The sequence below is a fragment of the Polaromonas sp. P1_F4 genome (assembly GCF_056405675.1).
In genome coordinates, this window is the sequence record NZ_JBFUBP010000002.1 from 511,426 (window position 1) to 532,633 (window position 21,208).

Consider the following 21,208-nt stretch of genomic DNA (forward strand, 5'->3'; position numbering starts at 1 on the left):
TCACGATTGGTCCGGCAGCAAGAGCCGGTCACTGAATACCCGCCGGATAGAGCGGCGAACTGCAATCGCGCTGCTAGCCTCGTCGGCGCTCCTGTCAGCGGTATCTTCCCAACCGCGTTCGAACTCTTCTATGAGCACTGAATAAACATTCGCGTCGCTCAATACTGGCTTGAAGTCTGCATCGTCTTTGGACAAAGTCCATCGGCCGCGCGCTTTGTCTCGCACCAGCAGCACGGTGGTGCTGAACTGCGGAACCCACGCGACGCCGTGCATGCCAAGTTCACCAGGCACTGAACTGCGCATGGATTCCCAAACGGCTTTCGGCAGGTAGTCGAGCCGTGCGGTCACGAAAGTATTCCATTCGCGCCCAGGCTGTTCGACGTCCAGCGGGGCTACCGGGCCGGGCGCGGATCCGCGCATCTCCAGCGCCAGCTTGACGGTGGCGGAGTTGTGCGTGCGGCTTTCCCGCTTCACTGTCACGCTCGTCTTGCGGCCCGGCGGCAACTGCACAAACTCCTGCACAGAGATCTCGGACAGCTCGTAACCGGGCAAGGCGTACTGCTGGTAGCGCGCCATCGTGAGGCGCACGAACGGAAAGTACGCGTACTGCTCGTCGATCTGTATGTCGACGTAGTGCCGGCGGCTCGCCGTGTCGTACTTGGGCGCATACAAGACCAGCGCAACCTTGGCGCTGCCAGCCTGGTAGCTTTCGATATGCGGTTTCATCGCTTCACATTCCCGCAAATCGACCACCGGGAAACACGCCTCCGACTTTCTCCGCCCGGCGATATCACTGACGTCGCAAACGTGGTTGCGAAACGCCTCTGGCGGTATCGAGCCCACACAACCGCGATCCTTCGACCACAGCGGATCGAGACCCCAGCGCGTGACGAAGGGTTCAAGAAAGACTGGCGGGTCGCGGTTGATGCCGCAGAAGTCGGCCACCGCCGCATGCACGCTGCGCTTGAGAAACGACTTGTCAAACATCTCCGGTGGCCAGCACACCACTGCCAGACGCTCGTCCACGCCGGATGAAAACCACGGCCGGTTGAGCCACACGCGAAAGCAGCCACCCACTCGTTCATGCGCTGTGTGTCCGCTGCTGTTTTGCAGCCAGCGGTATTGCGGCATCACAAAATCCACGTTTGGCGGGGGCGGCACGACGGTGGCCGGGCACACCATCTGCGTGATCACACCAGCTTCCGAAAGGGCATGGGCGTTCTTCGGAAACTCTGCAGCAAAACGGCTCTGCGCGACGGCTTTGAGATCGACCACGCGGGCACGTCCATCGCCGAAGCCGACCGTCAGGCGGCGCTCGCCGAGGTCTTCGTTTGCTATCCTGCCGAGTTGCGACCTGACGCCGTCGAGCAGGATGAGGTCGTGGTCGGGGGCCTGGTCAGGATAGGCCCGGGAGTTGGGTGCTGCATCGAGCGACTTTTTCAACATCGCCGGCAAATGGTCTATGGTCACGACTGCGTTTTTGCTCTCCTGCACTGGAGCCGGATTTTCAATGCGGTCGGTAAAGTCTTTCCACGACAGGGCAATATCGACGCGCGCAGTCGATTGCCGATCGATGCGCAGATCTCCGCGCAGTACCGCATCGCTGCGCCCTGGCTCGCGCGCCAGCCGGAAAGACTGTTCGAAGGGAAGCAATCTTTCGAACGGCATCGCCATGACCATCTGCTCCCGCACATTGGGCGCAACTTCTTCACTGGGCAGACCGGACCATAGAAAGTGCGGCGCCAGCGGCTGCTCCACAGCGTGCACCACACGCAGTTCCTGGCTCGGGTTGATCATGCCGAACGATGTGATGTTGGTAAGTCCCTTGGCGCGCAGGCGGGACATCTCCCTGCGGATCGGATGGTCACGCATTTCCTGCCACTGCGAGAGCCGGTTGATCAATGCTTTGCGTGTTTGTTCAAGGTTACCTGTGCGCTGCGTGATGCCGATTTGCTCGCAGCAGCGCTGTCCATCCGCGCTGTAAAGATAGGCGGCCATCTGGTCGACGATGGCGCTCTTTTCCAGCATGTCTTCATCGATCTCATGCCACAGGTGCAGGCGCAAGTCTTCGCCAGGCGGGATGATGACTTTCAGCGTGCCACCTTCTTTTTTGAAGTCGACACGGCCTTTGGCTGAGCCACTGTTTTGCGGAACGCTGATGTAGTAGTCCTGTGAACGGACAATCTCGATTTTCAAGGGCTCGCACTGCGGCCATGCGTCGATGCCGGATTTTTCATAGTAGTCATGGCACTCTGCGGCGAGCAGTTCGTTGTCGCCGCTGCGATAGGCCGCAATGATGACCATGCGCGCCCACGGGTCGGGCAGGTAGGGGATCACCGGGTCACGCGCCAGCGGCGAGCGGCGAAACAGCGTGTCGGACTTGTCGCCTGCGCTCGATCCGCGCGTGGGCCTAGGTTCGCCATCGAACGCCGGACTTGATGCGTTGGGCACGCGGCCGCTGCGTGTAAGGCATACACCCTTGAATGCGCTCACAGGCGGGCCCTGCCGCATGGCGGCCGAATCGTATTGACCCAGCGCCACTGCCTGCTCCAGCGAAATCGCGGGCGGCACCACATACCGGATTTCGCGCTTGTTCACATGCGCTGGATTGGACGAGGTCGCCAGCACCGCCTTGCTGGCGGAAGCTTGCGGAAAGCGGGCGTAGTCGAGGTGCTCGCCCAGATGAATGGCTGGAGGCAGCAGGACCTCGTAGCGCATGCAGGGAAAGAAAGCTTGCGCGTCGCCAGTCTCCGGGTCCAGCCCCACCACATATTGATAACCCTCGCATCGATAGCGCAAGCGAGCGTCATCAAGGCTGGGGCCTACGCCGTCAAGGTAAACGGCGCGTGCCGCGACCTGGTATCCACGACCGACACGCAGCGCGGGAAGATCTCCGCTGGCCGCCAGCGTCACCACCAGATCACCAACTTCCAGTTTGAGAAAAGCGGGTTGCCGCCCGTCCGCGCCTGGGTCAGGGTGGCCTGCAGCAAGGCTCCAGCCGTCCCAGGTAAAGAGCGTTTCAAAGCCTATGGCGCCAGGCTTGACCTCCCCTTTGCCGTCTTCGGCGGCCACCATGCGGCTTGACGCACCAACCACTGACTCGCCGGCCTCCACCCGGTTGAAGTGCCCCGTGATGTCGCGGCTGTTGATACGCGCATCCCTGATTTTCCAGCCAGTCAGTGATTTCCACGGTGTGATTTTGGGAGCCGTTTGCGTGCGTACCGTCTGCGTGCGCACGTCAGGCCGTATGCCGCTTGTAATGTCTTCGGCATACAGCAGCCTATGACCAGTGGCTTGCGCGATCACGGGGGCCTGCTGACGCTTCAGGCTTTTTTCGCGTCCCACGTTGTCCGTGTCGACGAGGGTGATGCCATTGCTGACTTGCGCAGAAGTTTCATAGCGCAGTACATCTGGTTCGGCCCCTGCAGCTTCCTGCGCTTTCTGGGTAGACGCCGCCTGCACCAGCTTGCGGGCTGCTGTCTCGACGTCCAGCTGCAGCAGCTTAAAGCGTTTGCCGGACCTGGGGCCCAGCTCAATGACTCCCGCGCGTTGCGGCAGGCCGACTTCACGCGCAGGATTGGGAGCGGCATGACCTTCTGCATCAGCCACCACCACTCCGGGCTGAAAAGAACCTGCGACAACGCGGGGCGCCTCTTCCCATTCGCTGTCTGCTATCGTCATCTCGAGGACAAGACCCAGATGGCGCATCAACCAGCCATGGTGCGCGATCTTCTGTATCTCCCTGGCAATCTCGATGGAATCCACCTGATCGCGCGCGCCGTGAACTTTGTCGATGTCCTGCCTTGTTTTTTCGTTGTCCGGCGTCGAGCAGTGCAGGCACGAGAACAGTTTCTGGACTGCTGAATCGCCACGCAGCGTCCTGCCGGTTTCGCCCACCCGTTTGTCGAATTTCCACACGGAGTTGCTGGGCGCAGCGTTGAACAGCCAGTTTGACAGCACATTTTTTTGTGCAGGTGGTTCGCGATTGGGGCGAAGACTGTCCCTTGTAGTGCGGCGGTCTGCTGGGCCATTCAGGCTATCGCTCAACTGTGACAGATTGGCAACCATCGGGCTACCTTCACGCAGCAGCCGTTCCCGCGAATCCTTGAGGTTGTAGGCCCTTACGCCCGCGTGGGTCGGAAGGCCTGGTGCCAGACGCGTTACCGCAACTGAAAGCGCGTGCAGGCCGCCATAGATGCCTGCGACAAAATCGGCGGTCTCGGAGTGCGGCTTGGTCGTGGCGTCGTCAGGCTTGGGCGATGCATACACCACGCATTTGCGGCCAGCTTCGGGAAACGCGGCGCGCCAGATTTCCTTTGCTTCGAACAGCCGGTTTTTCCATCTGGTCTTTGCACCTGAGTCTCTCGAATCCAGCGATTCGAAATAGCGCTGGTAGAGGCTTTTCAGATCCCGCGTCGTATCGGGCTTCAGCCGCCAAACCTTGAGATTTTCGTCTGCCTTGTAGACATTGGGCTGCCAGTTGCTGCGCGATAAAAACTCCGGCCAGTTGGCAAACACTTCGCCAAGCACCGCGACGTCCTGACTGGACATGCTCAATCCGCTTTGCCTGAACATCAACCGCGCGTTGTAACGCACCGCGCCGGTAGCAGACGCCTCTTTCCTGCCGTGCGGTATGAGAAGCCAGGCGCAGAATTTATCGAAAGTCTCGCGCTGCAGGTGCACTCGTTCTTCGTTGTTCATGATGTTGTCTTTGATGTCTTTGTTTCGGGGCACAGCTCGTCATCTATCGCGCCGTCAAGGTCCGAGAACGCACTCCAGTAGGTGGACCACACGGCCGCATCGGCCAGCCCGCGCTGCAGCGGCGCGGGCTTCAGGGGCGTTGACGCGGCCTCTTCAATGTCCAGGTTGTAGTCCGCCCGCTCGGACTCCTTGCTTGCTACCTTCCTGTTTCTGAGGCTGGATTGCAGGGACTTCGAATCTGGTTCTGCGGTATTGAGCATCCGGTAATCGATGTCTGTAACCTGGTTGTTGACAATGGCCTGCCCCTGGGACTCGGGCGGCGTCTTGGTGCCGTCGGCTGACGTATCCATATCGCTGCTGCCGCCTTTGGCGTAGGAGACGCCGACCGAGTAGGAGTATTCGGCAAACCCAATCGAAAACGAGAAGGTATAGGTCGCCGTGCCTACCAATGAAGACTTTTCTTTCTTCAAGCTCACCAGCAGCGCCGCGCCTACACGCATGAGCTGGGCAATGGTGAAAGCGCCACTCGCCGAGAAGAAGCCGGTGATCTCGTCACGCACACCCAGCGCAAGGTATATGCCCGCTGTGATCTTGCAAGTGCCTTTGGCAACGCCGAATTCACAGCCGGTCACGCCGCCGTACTCGAAAGAGACCTCCAGCAGCTCCATCGTGTCAGCCCGCATGGTAAGGGCCACAAAAAAGCCGCCACCATAGATGCCGACGGACGCCAGCACAGGCATCTGTCTGGTGCCGACCGCAACCTTGAAGCGGACTGGCGAGTTGTCGAACGGCAGTTGCACGGCAATCGAAAACGACACGTTTTGCAAGGTCAACGCTGCCAGCTGTATGACGTCGCGGTTAAACCGATAGCCGATTTCCAAGCCCGGCCGGCCTTGCAGCGCCTGTACATACACGCCTGCTTCGGCGCCGACGTACTTGGCAAGATCATTGACAAAATTCAAGGCCTGGCCGAAGAGCACCTCACGGATTTCTATATCGAATTTCAGCGAGCTGGAGTTGCCCGCCGTAAAGGTGACCGGCGCAAACTTGATGATCAGGAAAGACGCCGAGCCGAAGAGGTTGACATCGAACTGATCTATGGTTCCGTTGACCCTTGTGACCGGCGCACCCGGGTTGCGCAGGTCGACTTCGGTGACGGAGGTGATGCTGAGTTGTGGGTGGCCTCCCGGACCGGTGCCTGCGCCTTTGACCGGTCGAAATACCGCCGCACCGCCACGTGGGAAGTCGTCGATGTTGCAACGCCATTCATAGCTCACACGCAGCTTGGTCGGCAAGCCGATTTTTGCGATGGCCTGTTCGACCAGTGCCTTCATGTTGACCAGATCGCCCAGGCCGCCGCCAGTGATTTTTTCGCCCAGGTAGCCCGCCAGCGCGGTAACTTCATCGCCAATGCGGGTCGCATCGGATGCTGCGCGTGTGACTTCATCGAAAGTAGCCAAAGATTTGCATGTGCCTTGTGCCTTCACGATGAGCATGTCGAGCTTGTCCAGGCGAGAAAGAAGGTCTGGCGAAACCCATGCGCTTTCGTCGGGCCCGATGACTGGCTTTTTCCATTTCGCCAATATCGTGCAAACTGGTTGTGTGGCAGAAATCAACGCGGCCTGTGCGGCCGCCACTTGCCTCTCCCATTGAGCAACTGCAGCCATCAGTGCAGCCGCTTGCGGTATCGCTGATGACAGCATCGCCGTGAGCTGTTTTTCAACCCCTTCCACCCACGCGTCGCTGATATTTCCCAGCTCTTTCTTGAGCGATTCCTTCAAGTTCAGCTTTTCGATCTGGTCTGCTGTTTGCTTCAGAACTTCGACGGTGCGCGTCTTGAAGGCTGCGGGCTTCTTGTCTACCTTTATGTCGAGTTTTTCAATTGCATCCGCTGCGTCCCTTAGTGCCGGGGCGAGCTTCAGGGCGGTGAAAGTGTCAGCCAGTGTGGAAGCCAGATGATCCACCAGTTCATTGCCCGGCAGCATGGTGGTGGTGGTAAAGATAACCAGCTTGCTGCGTACTTGCATCGGCTCGACTTGCGTCAGCAGTCCAATCAGTTCGCCGGTCTTGCGCAGCATGGCCTCGAACTTGAGCAGGTACTCAGATGAGAGTGCTATGTCGACGGCAATATCCGGTTTTGCCAGAGCGTCGTCGATGCGCTTGAGCATCGGTGCAAAGGTGAGCAGGATTTCGCGAAGTTGCACAATGGCATGCAAGGCGTCGGTCGCGGCACGAGCGGCTGCATGATTGCCGCGAAGGTTCGGCAAGACAGCTTCTACGCTTTTCTGGATATAGGACAGCCTTTCCAGAGCGTTGTCGATAGCAGTTCCCACCGCCGCCTTGGGGTCCGCCAGCGGCTTGAGCAGGGTTGCTATGGCCGCATGGAGTTGATTCCTGAAGGCATCGGTAGCGGCACGGCAGAAAGCCAGCCAGCCGCGCAGCTCGGCCACTGGCCCGGCCAGTGCGCCCAGTGCTGACGAGATTTCGGCCCAGGCACGGTCTCGCGCAGCTTTTTCGATGCGGGCAAGTTCCGCCTTCATCATGAGAACCCAATCCAGCACCGCATGGAATTCAGGACTGGCTACGGCGCGCGCTTCCACCTTCCTGACTTCTTCTGCAAGCAGGGCAAGTGCACCGGCCTTGAGTTGCTCTGGCAGGTCGCGAAGCGCCTGCCTTGCTGCCAGGAGCTGCTCATGGATGGACCGCAATTGTGCGAAAGTCGCCGCCGCGGCAGGTGGCAATAGTGCCAGCGGGTTGTTCGCCAGGTTGTTGGCGTCGTCCAGGAAAGCGCGCAGCGCTGCATAGGCGTCGGCGACGAAAGCGGCAACCACTTCGGGGCGCGGTGATGCCTGTTGAAGTTCTGCACGCGCTGACTCCAGCGCGTCCACCGCTGTCTGAACAGGCGGTGCCAGTTTCGCGGCGACTTCGGCAGACATATCGGGTCTTGCCAGTGTATCCAGCACATCTTGCAGCACCCTCACAGGCCCGGCAGATGCGTCGAGCAGCACAGGCCGGATCGCATCGATGACGCCGTCAAAAATCTCCCGCTGGTTGATGCGCGGAACCTGTGTGCCGGTAACCTGCAGCGCGGTCTTCACGATATCAACCAGCCGCACGCAGCCCAGAAGCTTGGCGTTGCCCATCGTCTGGCAGAAATACTCGACCGGGTCCGATAGTCCTTTCATGAACTTTGCCACCGGATCGCTGGTCGGTGAGGCGGATGCAGACTGTAGCGCCGTACGCGGGCTCGCGAGGATAGCGACGGGTTGCCGGTTTGATGAAGGGCTGGCGCCACCGACAGGCCCGTGGTCGCGGGTGAACGCCATCATGGTGGTGCTAGGAGAAAACGCGCCACCCGACTGGGACGTGTTGCCGCCAAAACTCATGGTCGCGCCGCCGTCGATGAACCGCGCGAAAACGCCTCCCTTATTTTCTGTCTCGTCGAAAGCTGCTCGTATGAAGACCGGGTGGTAATCGATGTTGTTGCGGCGCACGCCGCTGCCGGACAGACGTGACAGGAGTTCTGATTCAATCAATGCCTGCGACAGGCGGGGATAGAACGGCGGCTGCTTTTTGCGCTCGCGCTCAGGATTGAACGTCAGCTTATCCGTGCTGGATAGCTTAGAAGCGGCTTCGTCGAGATCGGGAAGGACTGAATTTGCGGCACCGGAAAGTGTCCCGGCCGGCAGGCCTATTCCCAGCGCAAACCAGCGTGTGATGTGCCGGCTGTTGCGGCTTCCTGCGCCGGGAAGGTATTCGAGTTCGCCTTTGGTGATTCTTGCGAGTGCTTTTTTTACCGGAAGCGTTCCGCCGCCGACTGCAGAAAGTTCGCCTTTGCGAGCGATGACTTGCTTCGCGTATGCCCTGATGACCACCGCCAGACGGTCGGGCGTGTGCGCAATCTGGTTGTCGACAAAAACCAGCGGCGCGCTGAAGGCGATCGTGTCGTTTTCAACAGTGAATTCAAACAGCTTGCCGTCGCTGCAGCTGACCGACAAGGGACTGGCGGGAATCATCGGCCAGAATGCCTGCCTTCCAAAACTCTTGCCCGGCTCGCTTTCAATCTGGCTCTCGGCGGTTTGCTCGGGCGGCAACAGCGGCGGCGTTTCCAACGGCATCACGCGCAATTTGCGCATGAACCAGTCGCGTGAATCGAAGGGCTGGTCCAGCGCAGGATAGGACATCTCGACCGCATCGACGCGGATGCTGTAACGCTGCACCAGCACTGCGCGATAGCTTTCTTTTCCCGCGCCATCGCGTTTGAATTCGCGTGTGGTCCGTTTGATGAACACGGCCGGGATGCCCAGCGGCATGAGAAAGCCGCGGTACTCCACTGTTACGGCGGAGTCGCGCCGTATTCGTGCGTGGTGTTCCCATTTGGAAACGGTCAGCGCGCCGTTCTTGCCGCCCGGCGGATCCCATTGCGTGTCGAAGTCGAAGCTTGCGCCTGGCGTTGTGAGGATGAGCCTTTTGGCCTGGATCGGTTGAGGTATGAAAAGTCCTTCGTCGTCCTTAACCGAGGTCCTCGGTACCACCGATGCACTTCCCAGCAAGGCAGTCTGACCAAACCCCCCGCTCAGCGCGACAAAGTTAAACCGGTCGTGACGGTCAAGCGATGCGCGGATTTCCCCTGCATTGGCAAGGTAGGGCGCAGGCGGGCTGAGGAAGGCATTTTTGCTGAGATCGAAATCCGGAGAACTGAGTGCCCGCAGCTGCAGCGGGGGTCCGCCCGGCTTACCGGCCCGCAAATGCCACAGGGAAATTGACTTTCCCCATACCTCCTGCGGCGGACTGCTGGCACGCCAGTAGGCAGGTGGCGGCTTGCCGCCTACGGCCTCTCGGCGAATCGGGCTGATCGCCAGGCGGTAAGGCAACTCCAGCGCTGTGACGCGTTCGCCGTCGCCCTTTGCTGACAGCTGGTGAATGCCGATCAATGGGCGCCCAGTCTCGGTGGAGAGATTTTCCTGGACCTCCAGCGGCGCTGTCGGCGGTATGGCGCGTGTGGACAGTTTCTCCTTGAAACGCGCGCCTGCAAGCTTGCCTTCATCGCTATCTTCGGACCACGCCATCAGCGCGCGCAGCGAGAAGGGAATGTGTTCGTTGGATTTGAGGTCGACGGAAAAAACAAGGCGGCTCGGCGCGCTATCCACGGCGCGTGGGCGCCATGTTGAAAACACGTCCTTGCCAGGTTCATCGCCGATGGCTGCGGCTTGTCGGATCGCGTCTTGCTTCGTGGAGTCAAGTGCCTGAAAAACGTCGAATGTGGCCTGCGCGTACTGCGGGCTCAGATATTTGGCAAATGCTCTCGGAAGATCCTTCGCGTTCGCGATGCCTGCCTTCACGTTGTTCAAAAAGGTAAGACCGGCAGACTCGCCCACCGATTGCTTCATTGCACTTGCGTCGCGAATCAGGCGGACAACAAAGCTCTCCAGGAAAGCCTTTACCGCAGGAGGCGTTGCGTTCCAAGGCTTCATCGATTCACGTGCGATGTAGTTCAGAACACGTGTTTGCGCCGAATCCACAGGCGCGCAGAGTACCTCTTGGGACGCGTCGCTCAGGCCTGGACGTGACGCGGAAAATATCGCTTCTTCATTCAAATGCTGCGACGGCAGTTCAAACTCGATTTCGCAGGGGTCGTTAGCGCCAGCGCTCCGAGCCAGCGTCCATTGGCCGTGCCGGGCGGCCAATCGTATGCCCTTGAAGCGAAACACCGCCCCAAAGCCATCGACGGTGCGGCGCACGATGAGATCGAAATCGTTCAGGTCAATCACGCCATCGCTGAAGAAAGATAGCTTGTCGTGACGAATCACTTCAAGGGAGTCGGGCGGTTTCTTTCCAGATGGGGGCCGTTCGGCAAAATAGGCCACATCCGCACCTACGAAAGGTATATACAAACGCGACACGGCCAGCTCGGCCATCCTGAGTTCACAAAGGGGTGCATCAAGGCCGGTGCATTTGCTGCTCGTCTCAAGCGAGGCCTGCGAACCAACGGTGACTTCCGCGCTGGCGCTGCCTGCACTGGCCCATTGCGTGCCTTGGCGCAGGCGTGCAAACAGCGCCTTGCTCTGCTCTGCCGCCCCATGCAGTTCCACGACACGAAAATCCTCGACGGGCAACTGCAACCCGCCGCCTTCAGAGGAACTGTCAACAATGGCGCTTGCAGCGCCAGCATGCGAACTGCTTTGTGGACTGAACAATGCTGCAACGAGCAGACGATCATTGGACAAGCGGGCGAACTCGGCCGTCATCCGGCTGCCAGCCTCGCTGACGATGGCGACCCTTTCAGTACTGGGCATGAGGGCGCCGGCTTGCGCGCCGTCGAAGGCGACATGCGACCGGCGTAAAACTGGCTCTGTGATCAGGCTGTCGAGTGAGGTCTTGGGCAAGCTCAGCGAGACGCTTTCACAAGCCGCAGATCCCCGAGCGGTTCTGACCGCCGCAATGCTTACGCCGTCCAGCGTGAGCGTCCATGCACTTGAAAAAGAAAGCACCGCTTGCCCGGCGATGCGGCTGGCGAGGCCGCCACAGCCACCGATGCTGGCTGGCACCCGCACGCGCGTCATCACCACCGTGTCGCCACGCAGCCAGGCGGCCAGATCGACGCTGGCACGACCATCCAGGGTGGGGAAGGTAAATTCTGCGCTCCAGTTGCCGCCGTGCTGCTTGCAAGCCATCGTGAAATCGCAGCGCAGGCCCGTCCCCGCAAAACTCGCGCCCGACAGTGAAACGGTAAAACTGTCTGGCGCGATGGAGTGGGTCAGCCGTGCATCGCCGTCGAACCAGGCGGGATCGACTGCCCATGCGGTTGCTCCACCATATTGCAACGTGAAGCGGCCGTCTCTGGAATAAGCAGCAATGTCGGCGCTGCGTTGCAGTGCAAGCGCTGCTGCCGGCAAAACCGATGAGCTCGCCACGCCCGCCTGCAGCAAGGAGCGGCGGCTGAAAGGATGAACAAAAATCGGGAGAGGTTCTCGCTGGTCAGCATCGCCGGTTGACGCAACTTGTAAAACCGACTGTCTTAGCCATCGAAGATTCAGCATGAAAGCCGCCCTTCGAAGACCCGCAGACCGCATGAAGGACCTGTGCCGCGCTCGTAGACTGCGTCAGCCGCCCGCGGCTCTACCGGGCGATCCTTGGCAAGATTCGCTTCTGAATGGCTCATCGTTTCCTCCTCTGCGCACGCGAAGGACCGCCCGGGACGGCGTCCACCCATGTCTGATAGTTATTCCCACACCTCGGACACATTTGAGTTTGGCCGTAGGCTGTTGTCAAGGTACTTACTCACCGCGCGCGCGGTTGTCTGGACATGCAAACAATATCCGGCATCCAAAAAAATTATTTCATTCGAGCCCTAAGAATCTTGGCGTCTTGAGGAAACCGCTGGTTATCCATGATTCCGGCGTCTTGAATATTTCAGGAAGTCATGCGAAGCTTGCGGGCACAACATAAGGGAGGAAGCATGGCAAGCAGGAAGATCACCAAGGGCATCGCCGCTCCGGCCAGGAAAAAGAAGACCGGCAGAACCTTGAAGGTAGCAATACCAGCTTTCCCCACGGCAGAGGAGGCCGCTGCCTGGCAGCCACTTGCCGCGACTGCAAGCGCAGCCATATTGTTCTGGCAACAATTCATGCAGTTCCGCAAAGGAGCGGGCGCGGTACTGAATGCAACGGACATAGACAGGATCACCCGGCTGGTGCGTGCCATGTCGTGGGTAGAAAGCAAGCACGGAACCGGAATCGGGAACCAGCCCGCGCGAGACCCCATGCAGTGTGGAAATCCGGCGGATGCCTGGTGGCCGCAACTGGCCAATAGCGGCACCGTATTCGACAGGTATGTCGGCGGTCCTGGCGCATCCAACCTCAACGCGAACCAGCTGCCGAATGCGGTCAAGGACAAGGTGCCAGCGGCCGCCAAGGTCGGCAGCCTTGGATCGGTGTCGAAGGGGCATGACGATCCCGCCTTCAACAGCACCATGAGTTTTTACTGGGCTGTTCCCCACCTGGTCTGGAAAACCAACAAGCGTGCCGCACCAGCTCGAGAGTTCTATCTGTTCGGTGATGTTAGCCGTGCGGAACTTCTTGAAGGGGCCTATAACTACAACGGTAATGGCGATCCGGCCTATCGGACCAAAGTGGATGAAGTCCTAACTGCAACCGGTTGGCCGCTCACCGGAATTCTCGACTCACAGCCCCAAGCAGGTGACGACGTCGCGACGCTGTCGGCAGCCCTCAAGCAAAGTCTGGACTCCCTGCAGTCGTACACCGGCAAGGAGAAACTCTTTCCGCACGGGTTGGCCCGTTTCAGTCTCACTTTCACGCCAGGAAGCGCTGCGACTTATGTTGTAGAGGCCAAAGCGGCTCCAGCCCCGAAGTAGCAAGTCGGGGTTCGCAGCGCGCCTCGAAGCGCACGATTTGCAGAGCGCTCCAAAACAGTCGTAACTCGTATTGAATGATTTTGACGTTCACTGGTCAAAAATCCGTACCTTCCACTGGAAAAGCCGTCTACTGGACATCAGTAAACGGCTTTTGATCATCTAAGTAGTGGAGCTTGGGGCAATTGAAGGATCGCCAGAATGTTTTCGTGTTGAATTGCGCTGAAGTCTGACCCGAGGGGGGTCAGACACATGCAGTCGTAGAAAAGCCCGCTCGCAGCGGGCTTGAAACTGGACGTGGACTCTTACGCGGCCCACGTTACGGCAATTCACATACAGGAGCTGACTTTGTTTTTCTCGTCATGACAGCTCTTGATCGACGTGCCGCCGTGAGAATCGGCTTGCCTCGCCAGGCTTTCGGCGGAGCTTGTCGCCGAAGTGCCGTCGTATCGGTGTGATCCCGGATCAGTCAAGTGCTTCAAGCAGATGAATAGCGAGCTTCTGGATCAAAGGGCCCCGCTGTTGAATTCCGTCGAAATCTGATCCAGTTGTCGCAGTAATTTCCATCCAAAACTGACCCACGTAGGCACTACCCTGCTTGTTTTAAAAGCAGGGGAAATTAGGAGTGATAGACGTGGCGACATTGAATGTCATCAGACGTTGGGCATTGAGGGATCAGATGTCCATCCGCGAGATCTCCAGGCGTACAGGCCTGGCTCGCAACACAGTGAAGAAGCACCTGCGGTCCGATGAGACCGAGGCCAAGTACCCGCGGCGGGTCAGCTCAAGCAAGCTCGATCCCTATGCCGAGAAGCTGGCCACCTGGCTGGCAATCGAGGCAACAAAATCGCGGAAACAGCGGCGCACTTTGAGGCAGATCCACACAGACTCAGCCCAAAAAGGAGAAAACCAAGAACTTATCCACATCGTGAGCACCTTCTGCTCACAAAGAGTGTGGGTCAATATTCGATGGAAAACTCGGGTCAGACTTCAGTGGAATTCAACACTCTACCGGGCCTATGGCCTGCCCTGTCTGGATATCGACCTGAACGCAAACCAGCGCCAGCTTCATGACCTTGTCGCGTGACGCATCCAGGCCGGTGGTTTCGGTGTCGAGGATCACGATGCGGGCGATGGGCCCCGCAGGGCGATGGTCAAAATGCGTTACCGGCACCAAGCGCCTGAGCACGCGGTAATCCGGGTAGCGCTCGAGTTCAAGCGCCATGGCCTCGGGGGTGAGGGCCGGCAAAGAGGGAGCCGCGGCTGGTGTTGGTGGCGCTTTGGCCTGGCGAACCTTGGCAGGCGTTGCAGCCTGCGCGGCCGCCAAGGCCTCGTAGTCAAAGCCGAAGCCGAGTTGCCCCGCTGTCATTGAAAGCACCCTGCCAGCTGCCGCGCTGAAAACTCGACGTGATAAATGCGGTGTGGCATGGGCGCTCCTGGGTCACGGCATGCGGTTGAACGGCGCCTATCTTCGCAGATAGCGCGTACCGTAAACCAGTGCCATGAAACAGGATCGCTTTACAGCGCGACAAATCAGGGCAGCTTGTGCCCAGTGCTTACTCCCCCATCACAAACCCTTCGCGCCGCGGGTCGGCGCCGCCGCTCAGGCCGCCGGGTGTCACCACAATGCCCTGCAGGCCGCTGGTGAACTCGATGGCTTGCACCTCATGGCCCATCGCTTTCAAAGGGCCGGCCAGTTTCTCAAGTTCGGTGCCCAGTTCGACTTCGGTCGCGCGGTTGCGGCTGCCGCGGTTGGGCAGCGAGATCGCCTGCTGGATGTCCAGGTTCCAGTCCAGCACGCCCACCAAGGTCTTGGCCACGTAGTTGATGATGGCGCTGCCGCCGGGCGAACCCACCGTCATCTTCAGCTTGCCGGCAGCGTCGAACACCAGCGTGGGTGACATGGTGCTGCGGGGGCGCTTGCCGCCTTCGATGCGGTTGGCCACCGGCAAGCCGTTTTCTTCCGGCGCCATCGCAAAGTCGGTCATCTGGTTGTTCAGCAAAAAGCCGTGAACCATGATGTGGCTGCCGAACACGGCCTCAATCGTCGTTGTCATGGAGACCGCGTTGCCGGCGGAATCGATCACAGAGATGTGGCTGGTGGCGGGAATTTCAGACAATTCATCAGGCGCCCAGGCGAGCTTGACGCCGGCCGGCACACCGGGCGCCGCGCGCTTCATGCTGGCGTCCGGGCGAATCAGCGCGCTGCGCGTCTTGAGGTAGTCCGGCGCGACCAGCGCGGTGGCCGGTACGTTCACAAAATCAGGGTCGCCGACGTAATAGTCGCGGTCGGCGTAGGCCAGGCGGCCAGCTTCAGAAAAGAGGTGCACGGCTTCTGCAGAGTTCGGGCGCACGGTGGACATCGGAAAGCGTTCTAGCGAGCCCAGCATGGACAGCACCGCGATGCCGCCTGACGATGGCGGCGGCATGCCGCAGACCTTGTAGGCGCGGTAGGTGCCGCACAGCACCGTGCGCTCTTTGGCCTGGTAGGCGGCAATGTCTTGCACCGTCATGCCGCCGGGTTGCGCCTGACTGTTGACGGCGACTGAGATATCGCGGGCAATTTCGCCTTTGTAAAAAGCGTCCGGCCCTTCTTTGGCCACGCGCCTGAGCACGGCGGCAAAGGCCGGGTTTTTGAGTGTCGCACCGACTGCCAGCGGTTCGCCGGCGGCATCGTAGAAGTAGGCCTTGGCATTGGCGTTGGCGCGCAAGGTCTTGTCGAGCTTGATCACCGTGTGCAGGCGCTCGGACACCGGAAAGCCGCTTTCGGCCAGGCGGATGGTGGGCTCAAAGAGTTTGGCCCAGGGCAGCTTGCCGTGCTTTTGGTGGGCCAGCTCCATCACACGCAGCAAGCCGGGCACACCGACGGATTTGCCGGAGTTGATGGCGTCGCGAAGCGGAAGGGGTTTGCCTTTGCTGTCGAGGAAACGGTCCCCTTGCGCCGTGGCGGGCGCCTTCTCTCGGCCGTCATAGGCATTGACGGATTTACCGGCCGCGTCAAAGCTCAGGATGAACGCACCGCCGCCTATGCCCGACGATTGCGGCTCGGTCAGGTTTAGCATGATGGCGGCGGCAATGGCGGCATCAACCGCGCTGCCGCCGGCCTTGAGCATTTCATCGCCGGCCCGTGTCGCATGCGGGTTGGCCGTGGCGATCATGAACTTGCGCGCGGTGACCACCTTCTTTTCTGTGTAGCCCGACGACGGTTCGGGCGCCACGTCTTGCGGCGGCAGCAACTGCGCGTGGAGCGCACCTTGCGAGACAACAAACGCAAGGCCTAACCCTGCCAGTGCGCGGGCTTTTTTGTGTAAACGCATCATCTTTCCTTGTGACATGAATGCGCCCGCTCAATGAGCAGGCAGGTGTTTGGCGAAGAACTCGCGAATTTTCTGGTGAGCCGCAATGCGCGCTGCCGCGTTGCCGCCCACGTGCACGGGCTTGCCGCTGCGTATCACGTCTTCGCGAACCTTGACGGCGCTCAGCTCGTCGAAGCCGTGGTACGAATCGGGGTAGATTTCGATGTCGACGGGCTCGCCCCGCCCCTTGCTGCGCTCGGCCAGCTTTTGGCAGTAGCGCGCCGGCGTCCAGTCGTCCAGCTCACCGGCCAGGATGAGCAGCGGCGCATAGGCCACGTAGTCCGGCTTGCCCGCCAGCGTCGAGGCGCAGCCCGGGTACATCGCCACGGCCGCGGCAAAACCAGGTGCGCCCTGCTTCTTGACGGGCAACTCGGCATTCATCGCCTGCACGGCTGCCGTGCCGCCGTGCGAAAACCCGATGGCGCCGATCTTGCCCGGCACCACGTCTGGGCGTGTGTTGAGGTATTCGACGGCGCCATAGGCGTCGAGCCAGCGCTGCTCTTCCTGAATGGCGCGGGCTTTGGGCGTTACCGTGCAGATCTGCCGCTCGCCACGCGGGTTGAAGCTGTCTACCAGCAACACGCCGTAGCCCATGCCATTGAGGAGTTTGGCCGTGTCGCGAAAACGCTGCGTGATGCGGCCGTTGTTTCCCAGCGCACCCGCGCAGCCGTGAAACATGACGAGCGAGACAAAGCGGCCCTCGGCCGCCGGCTTGTAGAGGTAACCGTCGATCACCAGGCGTTCACTGCCCTGCCAGCGGTCAAGACTGGGGAACTGCACCTTCTCCTGCGCATGCGAAGGCAGCGACAGACCCGCTGCCAGCACGGCCAGGCAAGCAATACGAACCATAAGGTTCAGGTCAGCGAGTTTCATCGAAGCCTTCCACTTTCAGCAACTCAGGCTCCTCGCTGCGCAAGGCCAAGGTGGTGCCGCTGAAATCATGCTCCCCCGCGGGCTCGACCGCTTCGGCATAGGTGGACGCCACAATGGCCGCTTGCTGGCGCGTCGCATCGCTAGACCTGACCGGCAATACCAGCGGCGCGGGGAAGGACGGCGGCCGTACGTCAATGGCGCCGGAGAACATGTTTCCCACACGCACTGACGAGAAACCGGAAGCAGCCTGTGCAATTTCGGATCCGTCCCAGTTCAACGTGCCCACGGCGTTTTCGCCGATGCCGATGGTGGCGCCCGGCGTCAGTTGCTCAATACCCAGCACGCCGCCCGCGCTGGCAATACGCACCGAGCCGGTACCAGTGGAAGTAGGAGAGCTGTCGTAGCTGTCGGCCTTGAAGGTGATGTTGCCGGCGCCTGTGGCTTCGATGGTGGCCACGTTTGTGCTGGGCCGGATGGCGATGCCGGTGCCCGAACCGGCAGCAACGCCGGCCAGGGTGATGTTGCCGCTTTGCGTGAGGACGGAATTTTTTCCGCTGGCAATGTTGATCCCGTCACCGCTGCCCATGGCGGTGCCGGAGGCGGAGAGATCTCCGCTCACCGTGCGCAGCGTGTTGGTGCCGCCGGCCGCCAGTGAAACACCATTGGCTGAACCCAGGGCCTTGCCTGCCAGCGTCACGGCGCCGCTGCCGGTGGACTCAATGGTGTTGGTGCCTGAGCCCAGGGCGAGCGCGCTGCTGGTGCCCGCCGATTGCGCATTGACCGTGAGGGCGCCGTTGGCGGTGCGCAAGGTGTTGGTGCCGCTGGTGCCCATGCCCAGCCCTGAGCCCGCGCCGGTGGCGGCCGACTGCGCGGTGACGGCCAGGCTGCCTTGCCCGCCGGCCTGCACGAGGTTGATGCCGGTGGCCATGGAGACACCGACACCGCTGCTGCTGGTGCCGCTCAAGCTGATGTTCCCACTCTGCGACAGCACCGAGTTGTTGAGCGAGCCGAAGGTGATGCCATCACCGCCGCCAGTGCCCGCGCCGGTGAGCGACAGGTTGCCGCTGTTCGACTTGACCTGGTTGGTGCCGCCGGCCATCGAGATGCCGTTGCCGGCGCCGGTGGCGGTGCCCGACAAAGCCACGCTTCCCGCGCCGGTGGCTTCGAGCGTATTGCTGCCTGAACCTAAAGCGAGTGCGCTGCTGGTGCCGGCCGATTGGGCGTTGATGGTGAGCGCGCCATTGTTGGTGCGAATGACGTTGGTGCCGCCGCTGCCCATCGACAGGCCCGAGCCGGAGCCTGCGTTGCTGGACTGCACATTGAGCGTGACGTTGCCGTTGCCCGCGGCTTCCACCAGATTGGCGCCCGAGCCCACCAGCATGGCGCTGCCGCCGGCGTTGCTGGCCGAGAGGGTGATGCCGCCGGCGCCCGAGGTGAGGATCTTGCTGCCCCCGGTAAGCGAAATGCCCTGCGTTGCCCCCGCACCTATGCCCGAGACATTGATATTGCCGCCGGCGGAGCTGAGCGTGGCCAGGTTCATCGCCACGGGGCGATTGGCCACCAGCGTGATGTTGCCGGCGCCCGTGGCCTCAACCTTGGCCAGGTTGGCGCCATCGCCCAGCACGATGGCGCTGCCGGTTCCCGTGGCATTGCCCGTGATGGCGATGTCGCCGCCGCCTGTGCTTATCAGGTTGGTGCCGGTGATCAGCGACACGGCATTGCCCGAACCCGATGATGTGCCGGTCAACGCAAGCCGGCCGGTGCCGGTGGCTTGCAGGGTGTTGGTGCCGGAGCCAAGCGCCAGCGCGCTGCTGGAGCCGGTCGATTTGGCGTCGATCATCAGCACGCCGTCTGCCACGCGGATGGTGTTGGTGCCGCTGGAGCCCATGGTCAGGCCCAGCGCAGCGCCGGTGGACTCGGCGCTAAGGGTGATGTTGCCCGTGCCGGTGGACTGGATGATGTTGGTGCCGCTGTTCATACCAAAGGCGGTGGCACCGGCGTTACGGGCGTTGATGGTGATGTTGCCGCTGGTGGTTTGTATCGTGTTGGCGCTGGTGGCCATCGAGAACGCCTGGCCGGCCGCACCTTTGGCATTGATGATGATGTTGCCCGCGCCGGTGCTGAGCAGGCTGCCGCCGCCCACCATGCGAAAGCCGATGGTGGTGACGCCGCCGCCGGTGGCATAGCCGGTGGTCGGGTCCGGGCCGCCGCCTATGGTGAGGTTGCCGCCATTGGTCACGATCTGCGCGCCGCTTCCGATGGAGACAGAACCGACCGCCGCACCGCCGGCCGAGGCCGAGTTGAGCACGACGTTCAGTTTGCCCGTGCCCGAGGTGATGTTCGCATTGACATTGATGTCGCGATTGGCCAGCAGCGTCAGTGTGCGGTCGGTGGCACCGTTGTAGTTCACCGCGTTGGCAACCGTGATGTCGCCCAGCGATGCACCGGCACTGGCAGTGCTCACCGTCACGTTGGCCGTCCCCAGCTGGTTGACCAGCGTGGTGGTGTTGAGGACGGACGAAGCGCCCGCACCGGTGAAGGTATTGCTGCCATTCCATGTCGCGGTATTGGCGCCCGACGAGATCGTGATGTTGGTCGGGTCCAGCAGCAAGGAGCCCGCGTTGCCGTGCGCGGCCGTCAGGTCGGCTGTGCCCGAATAGTCAAGGAAACCGACGCCCGACACTTCGGCGTTGCCGCCGTGTCCGCTGGTGGAGCCGCCCTTGGCGCTGATGGTGCCGTAGTAACGCGTGCTCTCGTCCGACCAGGCCACGACCTTGCCGCCGTTGCCGGTGGTGACGGCGTCGGCCTTGATTCGGGCATCTGCATCGATAAAAGTTGCGCTCGCGCGCTGCTCACTGCCAGAGCCTTGCCAGTTACCCCCTACCAGCACGGCCCCGCCGCCCGCGTCACCCGACGCATCGACGCGGGTACCCGCGAACAAGCCGACCTTGTCACCCAGGACCTTGACGGTGCCGCCGGCCTGGCCGGTGCCGTAGCCCGAAGCGTCGAGCGTGCCACTCACAGCGACGACGCCGGTTTCTCCCCCTTCGAGCCTGATCACGCCGTTTTTGTTGGTGAGGCTTCGGGCCTGCACCGTGCCGCTGTTGTTCAGCACGGTTGCCAGCGGGTCGCCGCCGGAGCGGGCCGCAAGCATGACCAGCCCGCCATCGGCCTGGATGGCGCCGCTGTTGGAGGCCAGCGCCGACAGCGCCGCGCCGTCGACCTGCAGGTTGATCAGCCCGTCGCCATGCATGTCCAGCGTGACGGCATTGCCCGCTGCCAGGGCCACGGTGCCCATGCGCGCGGTGATACTGCCTTCATTGCTGACCTGGGGGCCAACCAGCGCGACGTACCCGCCTTCGCTCGCGGTGAGCGTTCCCTGGTTGAGCACCTGCCCTGTGGCGCCAGATGTTTTGTTGAAGCGCATATTGCCTGCGGCGAAGTCGGCGTTGGAAATATCGAGCGTGCTGGCGACCAACCCGCCGACATTCACGTTGGAGCCAGGCGCGAACAGCACACCGGCCGCGTTGACCAGAAAGACCTGGCCGTTGGCATTGAGCTGCCCGTAGATGCGCGACGGGTCACTGGACATCACGCGGTTCAGCGCGATGGACGACCTGGAGGGCTGCACAAAATTGACGGTTGCGCCCGAGCCGATGTTGAAGCTGTCCCAGTGCGTCGTCAGCTTGTCGCTGGCCTGGTTGACGGTGAGGACGTTGCCCGACGTGGCGATGGTGCCTGAGCCGGCCACCACCTGCCCGTTGGTCGGCAAGGCATTGCCCGGCAGCGAGTCAGCGAACGCGGTGGCACCTTGCAAGGCGAAGACCGCCAGCATGATGGAAGTCGGGACAGGATGAAAGCGGCGACTATGAGTAGCGTGCATGGAGCGCATGGAGGACTCTCTTTC

7 protein-coding genes and 1 pseudogene are annotated in these 21,208 nt (G+C 61.3%); 2 read left to right on the forward strand and 6 right to left on the reverse strand.

All coding sequences use genetic code 11. From position 1 onward, the window contains the following. Positions 1-4,701, reverse strand: a complete 4,701-nt coding sequence (locus tag AC1DYQ_RS07380; protein ID WP_477686235.1) for a hypothetical protein — start codon at positions 4,699-4,701, stop codon at positions 1-3. Next, positions 4,698-11,615 carry a hypothetical protein gene (locus AC1DYQ_RS07385; RefSeq protein ID WP_477686236.1) on the reverse strand — a complete coding sequence of 2,306 codons (6,918 nt, stop codon included), beginning with the start codon at positions 11,613-11,615 and terminating at the stop codon, positions 4,698-4,700. The genes AC1DYQ_RS07380 and AC1DYQ_RS07385 overlap by 4 nt, the downstream gene beginning before the upstream one ends. A 545-nt stretch (positions 11,616-12,160) precedes the next feature. Between AC1DYQ_RS07385 and AC1DYQ_RS07390 the strand changes: the two genes are divergently transcribed. Both AC1DYQ_RS07390 and AC1DYQ_RS07395 read left to right on the forward strand, forming a co-directional pair. Next, positions 12,161-13,075, forward strand: coding sequence for a hypothetical protein (locus tag AC1DYQ_RS07390; RefSeq protein WP_477686237.1), 915 nt, complete (start codon positions 12,161-12,163; stop codon positions 13,073-13,075). 622 nt (positions 13,076-13,697) lie between these two features. Next, positions 13,698-13,976: pseudogene (locus AC1DYQ_RS07395) on the forward strand (IS21 family transposase); the annotation flags it as partial. Between the two features lie 96 nt (positions 13,977-14,072). Here the strand turns inward: AC1DYQ_RS07395 and AC1DYQ_RS07400 are convergent. The 4 genes from AC1DYQ_RS07400 to AC1DYQ_RS07415 form a co-directional block, all read right to left on the reverse strand. Beyond that, a complete protein-coding gene (locus AC1DYQ_RS07400) occupies positions 14,073-14,441 on the reverse strand; it encodes a hypothetical protein (protein ID WP_477686238.1) in 369 nt (122 codons plus the stop codon). A 187-nt stretch (positions 14,442-14,628) separates the two neighbouring features. Next, positions 14,629-16,389, reverse strand: a complete 1,761-nt coding sequence (gene ggt, locus AC1DYQ_RS07405) for a gamma-glutamyltransferase (protein WP_477686239.1) — start codon at positions 16,387-16,389, stop codon at positions 14,629-14,631. 30 nt (positions 16,390-16,419) lie between these two features. Further along, positions 16,420-17,301, reverse strand: a complete 882-nt coding sequence (locus tag AC1DYQ_RS07410; RefSeq protein WP_477686240.1) for a dienelactone hydrolase family protein — start codon at positions 17,299-17,301, stop codon at positions 16,420-16,422. Next, positions 17,288-21,193: a beta strand repeat-containing protein gene (locus AC1DYQ_RS07415; RefSeq protein ID WP_477686241.1), complete on the reverse strand. Its 3,906-nt coding sequence runs from the start codon at positions 21,191-21,193 to the stop codon at positions 17,288-17,290. The genes AC1DYQ_RS07410 and AC1DYQ_RS07415 overlap by 14 nt, the downstream gene beginning before the upstream one ends. Between the last annotated feature and the right edge of the window lie 15 nt (positions 21,194-21,208).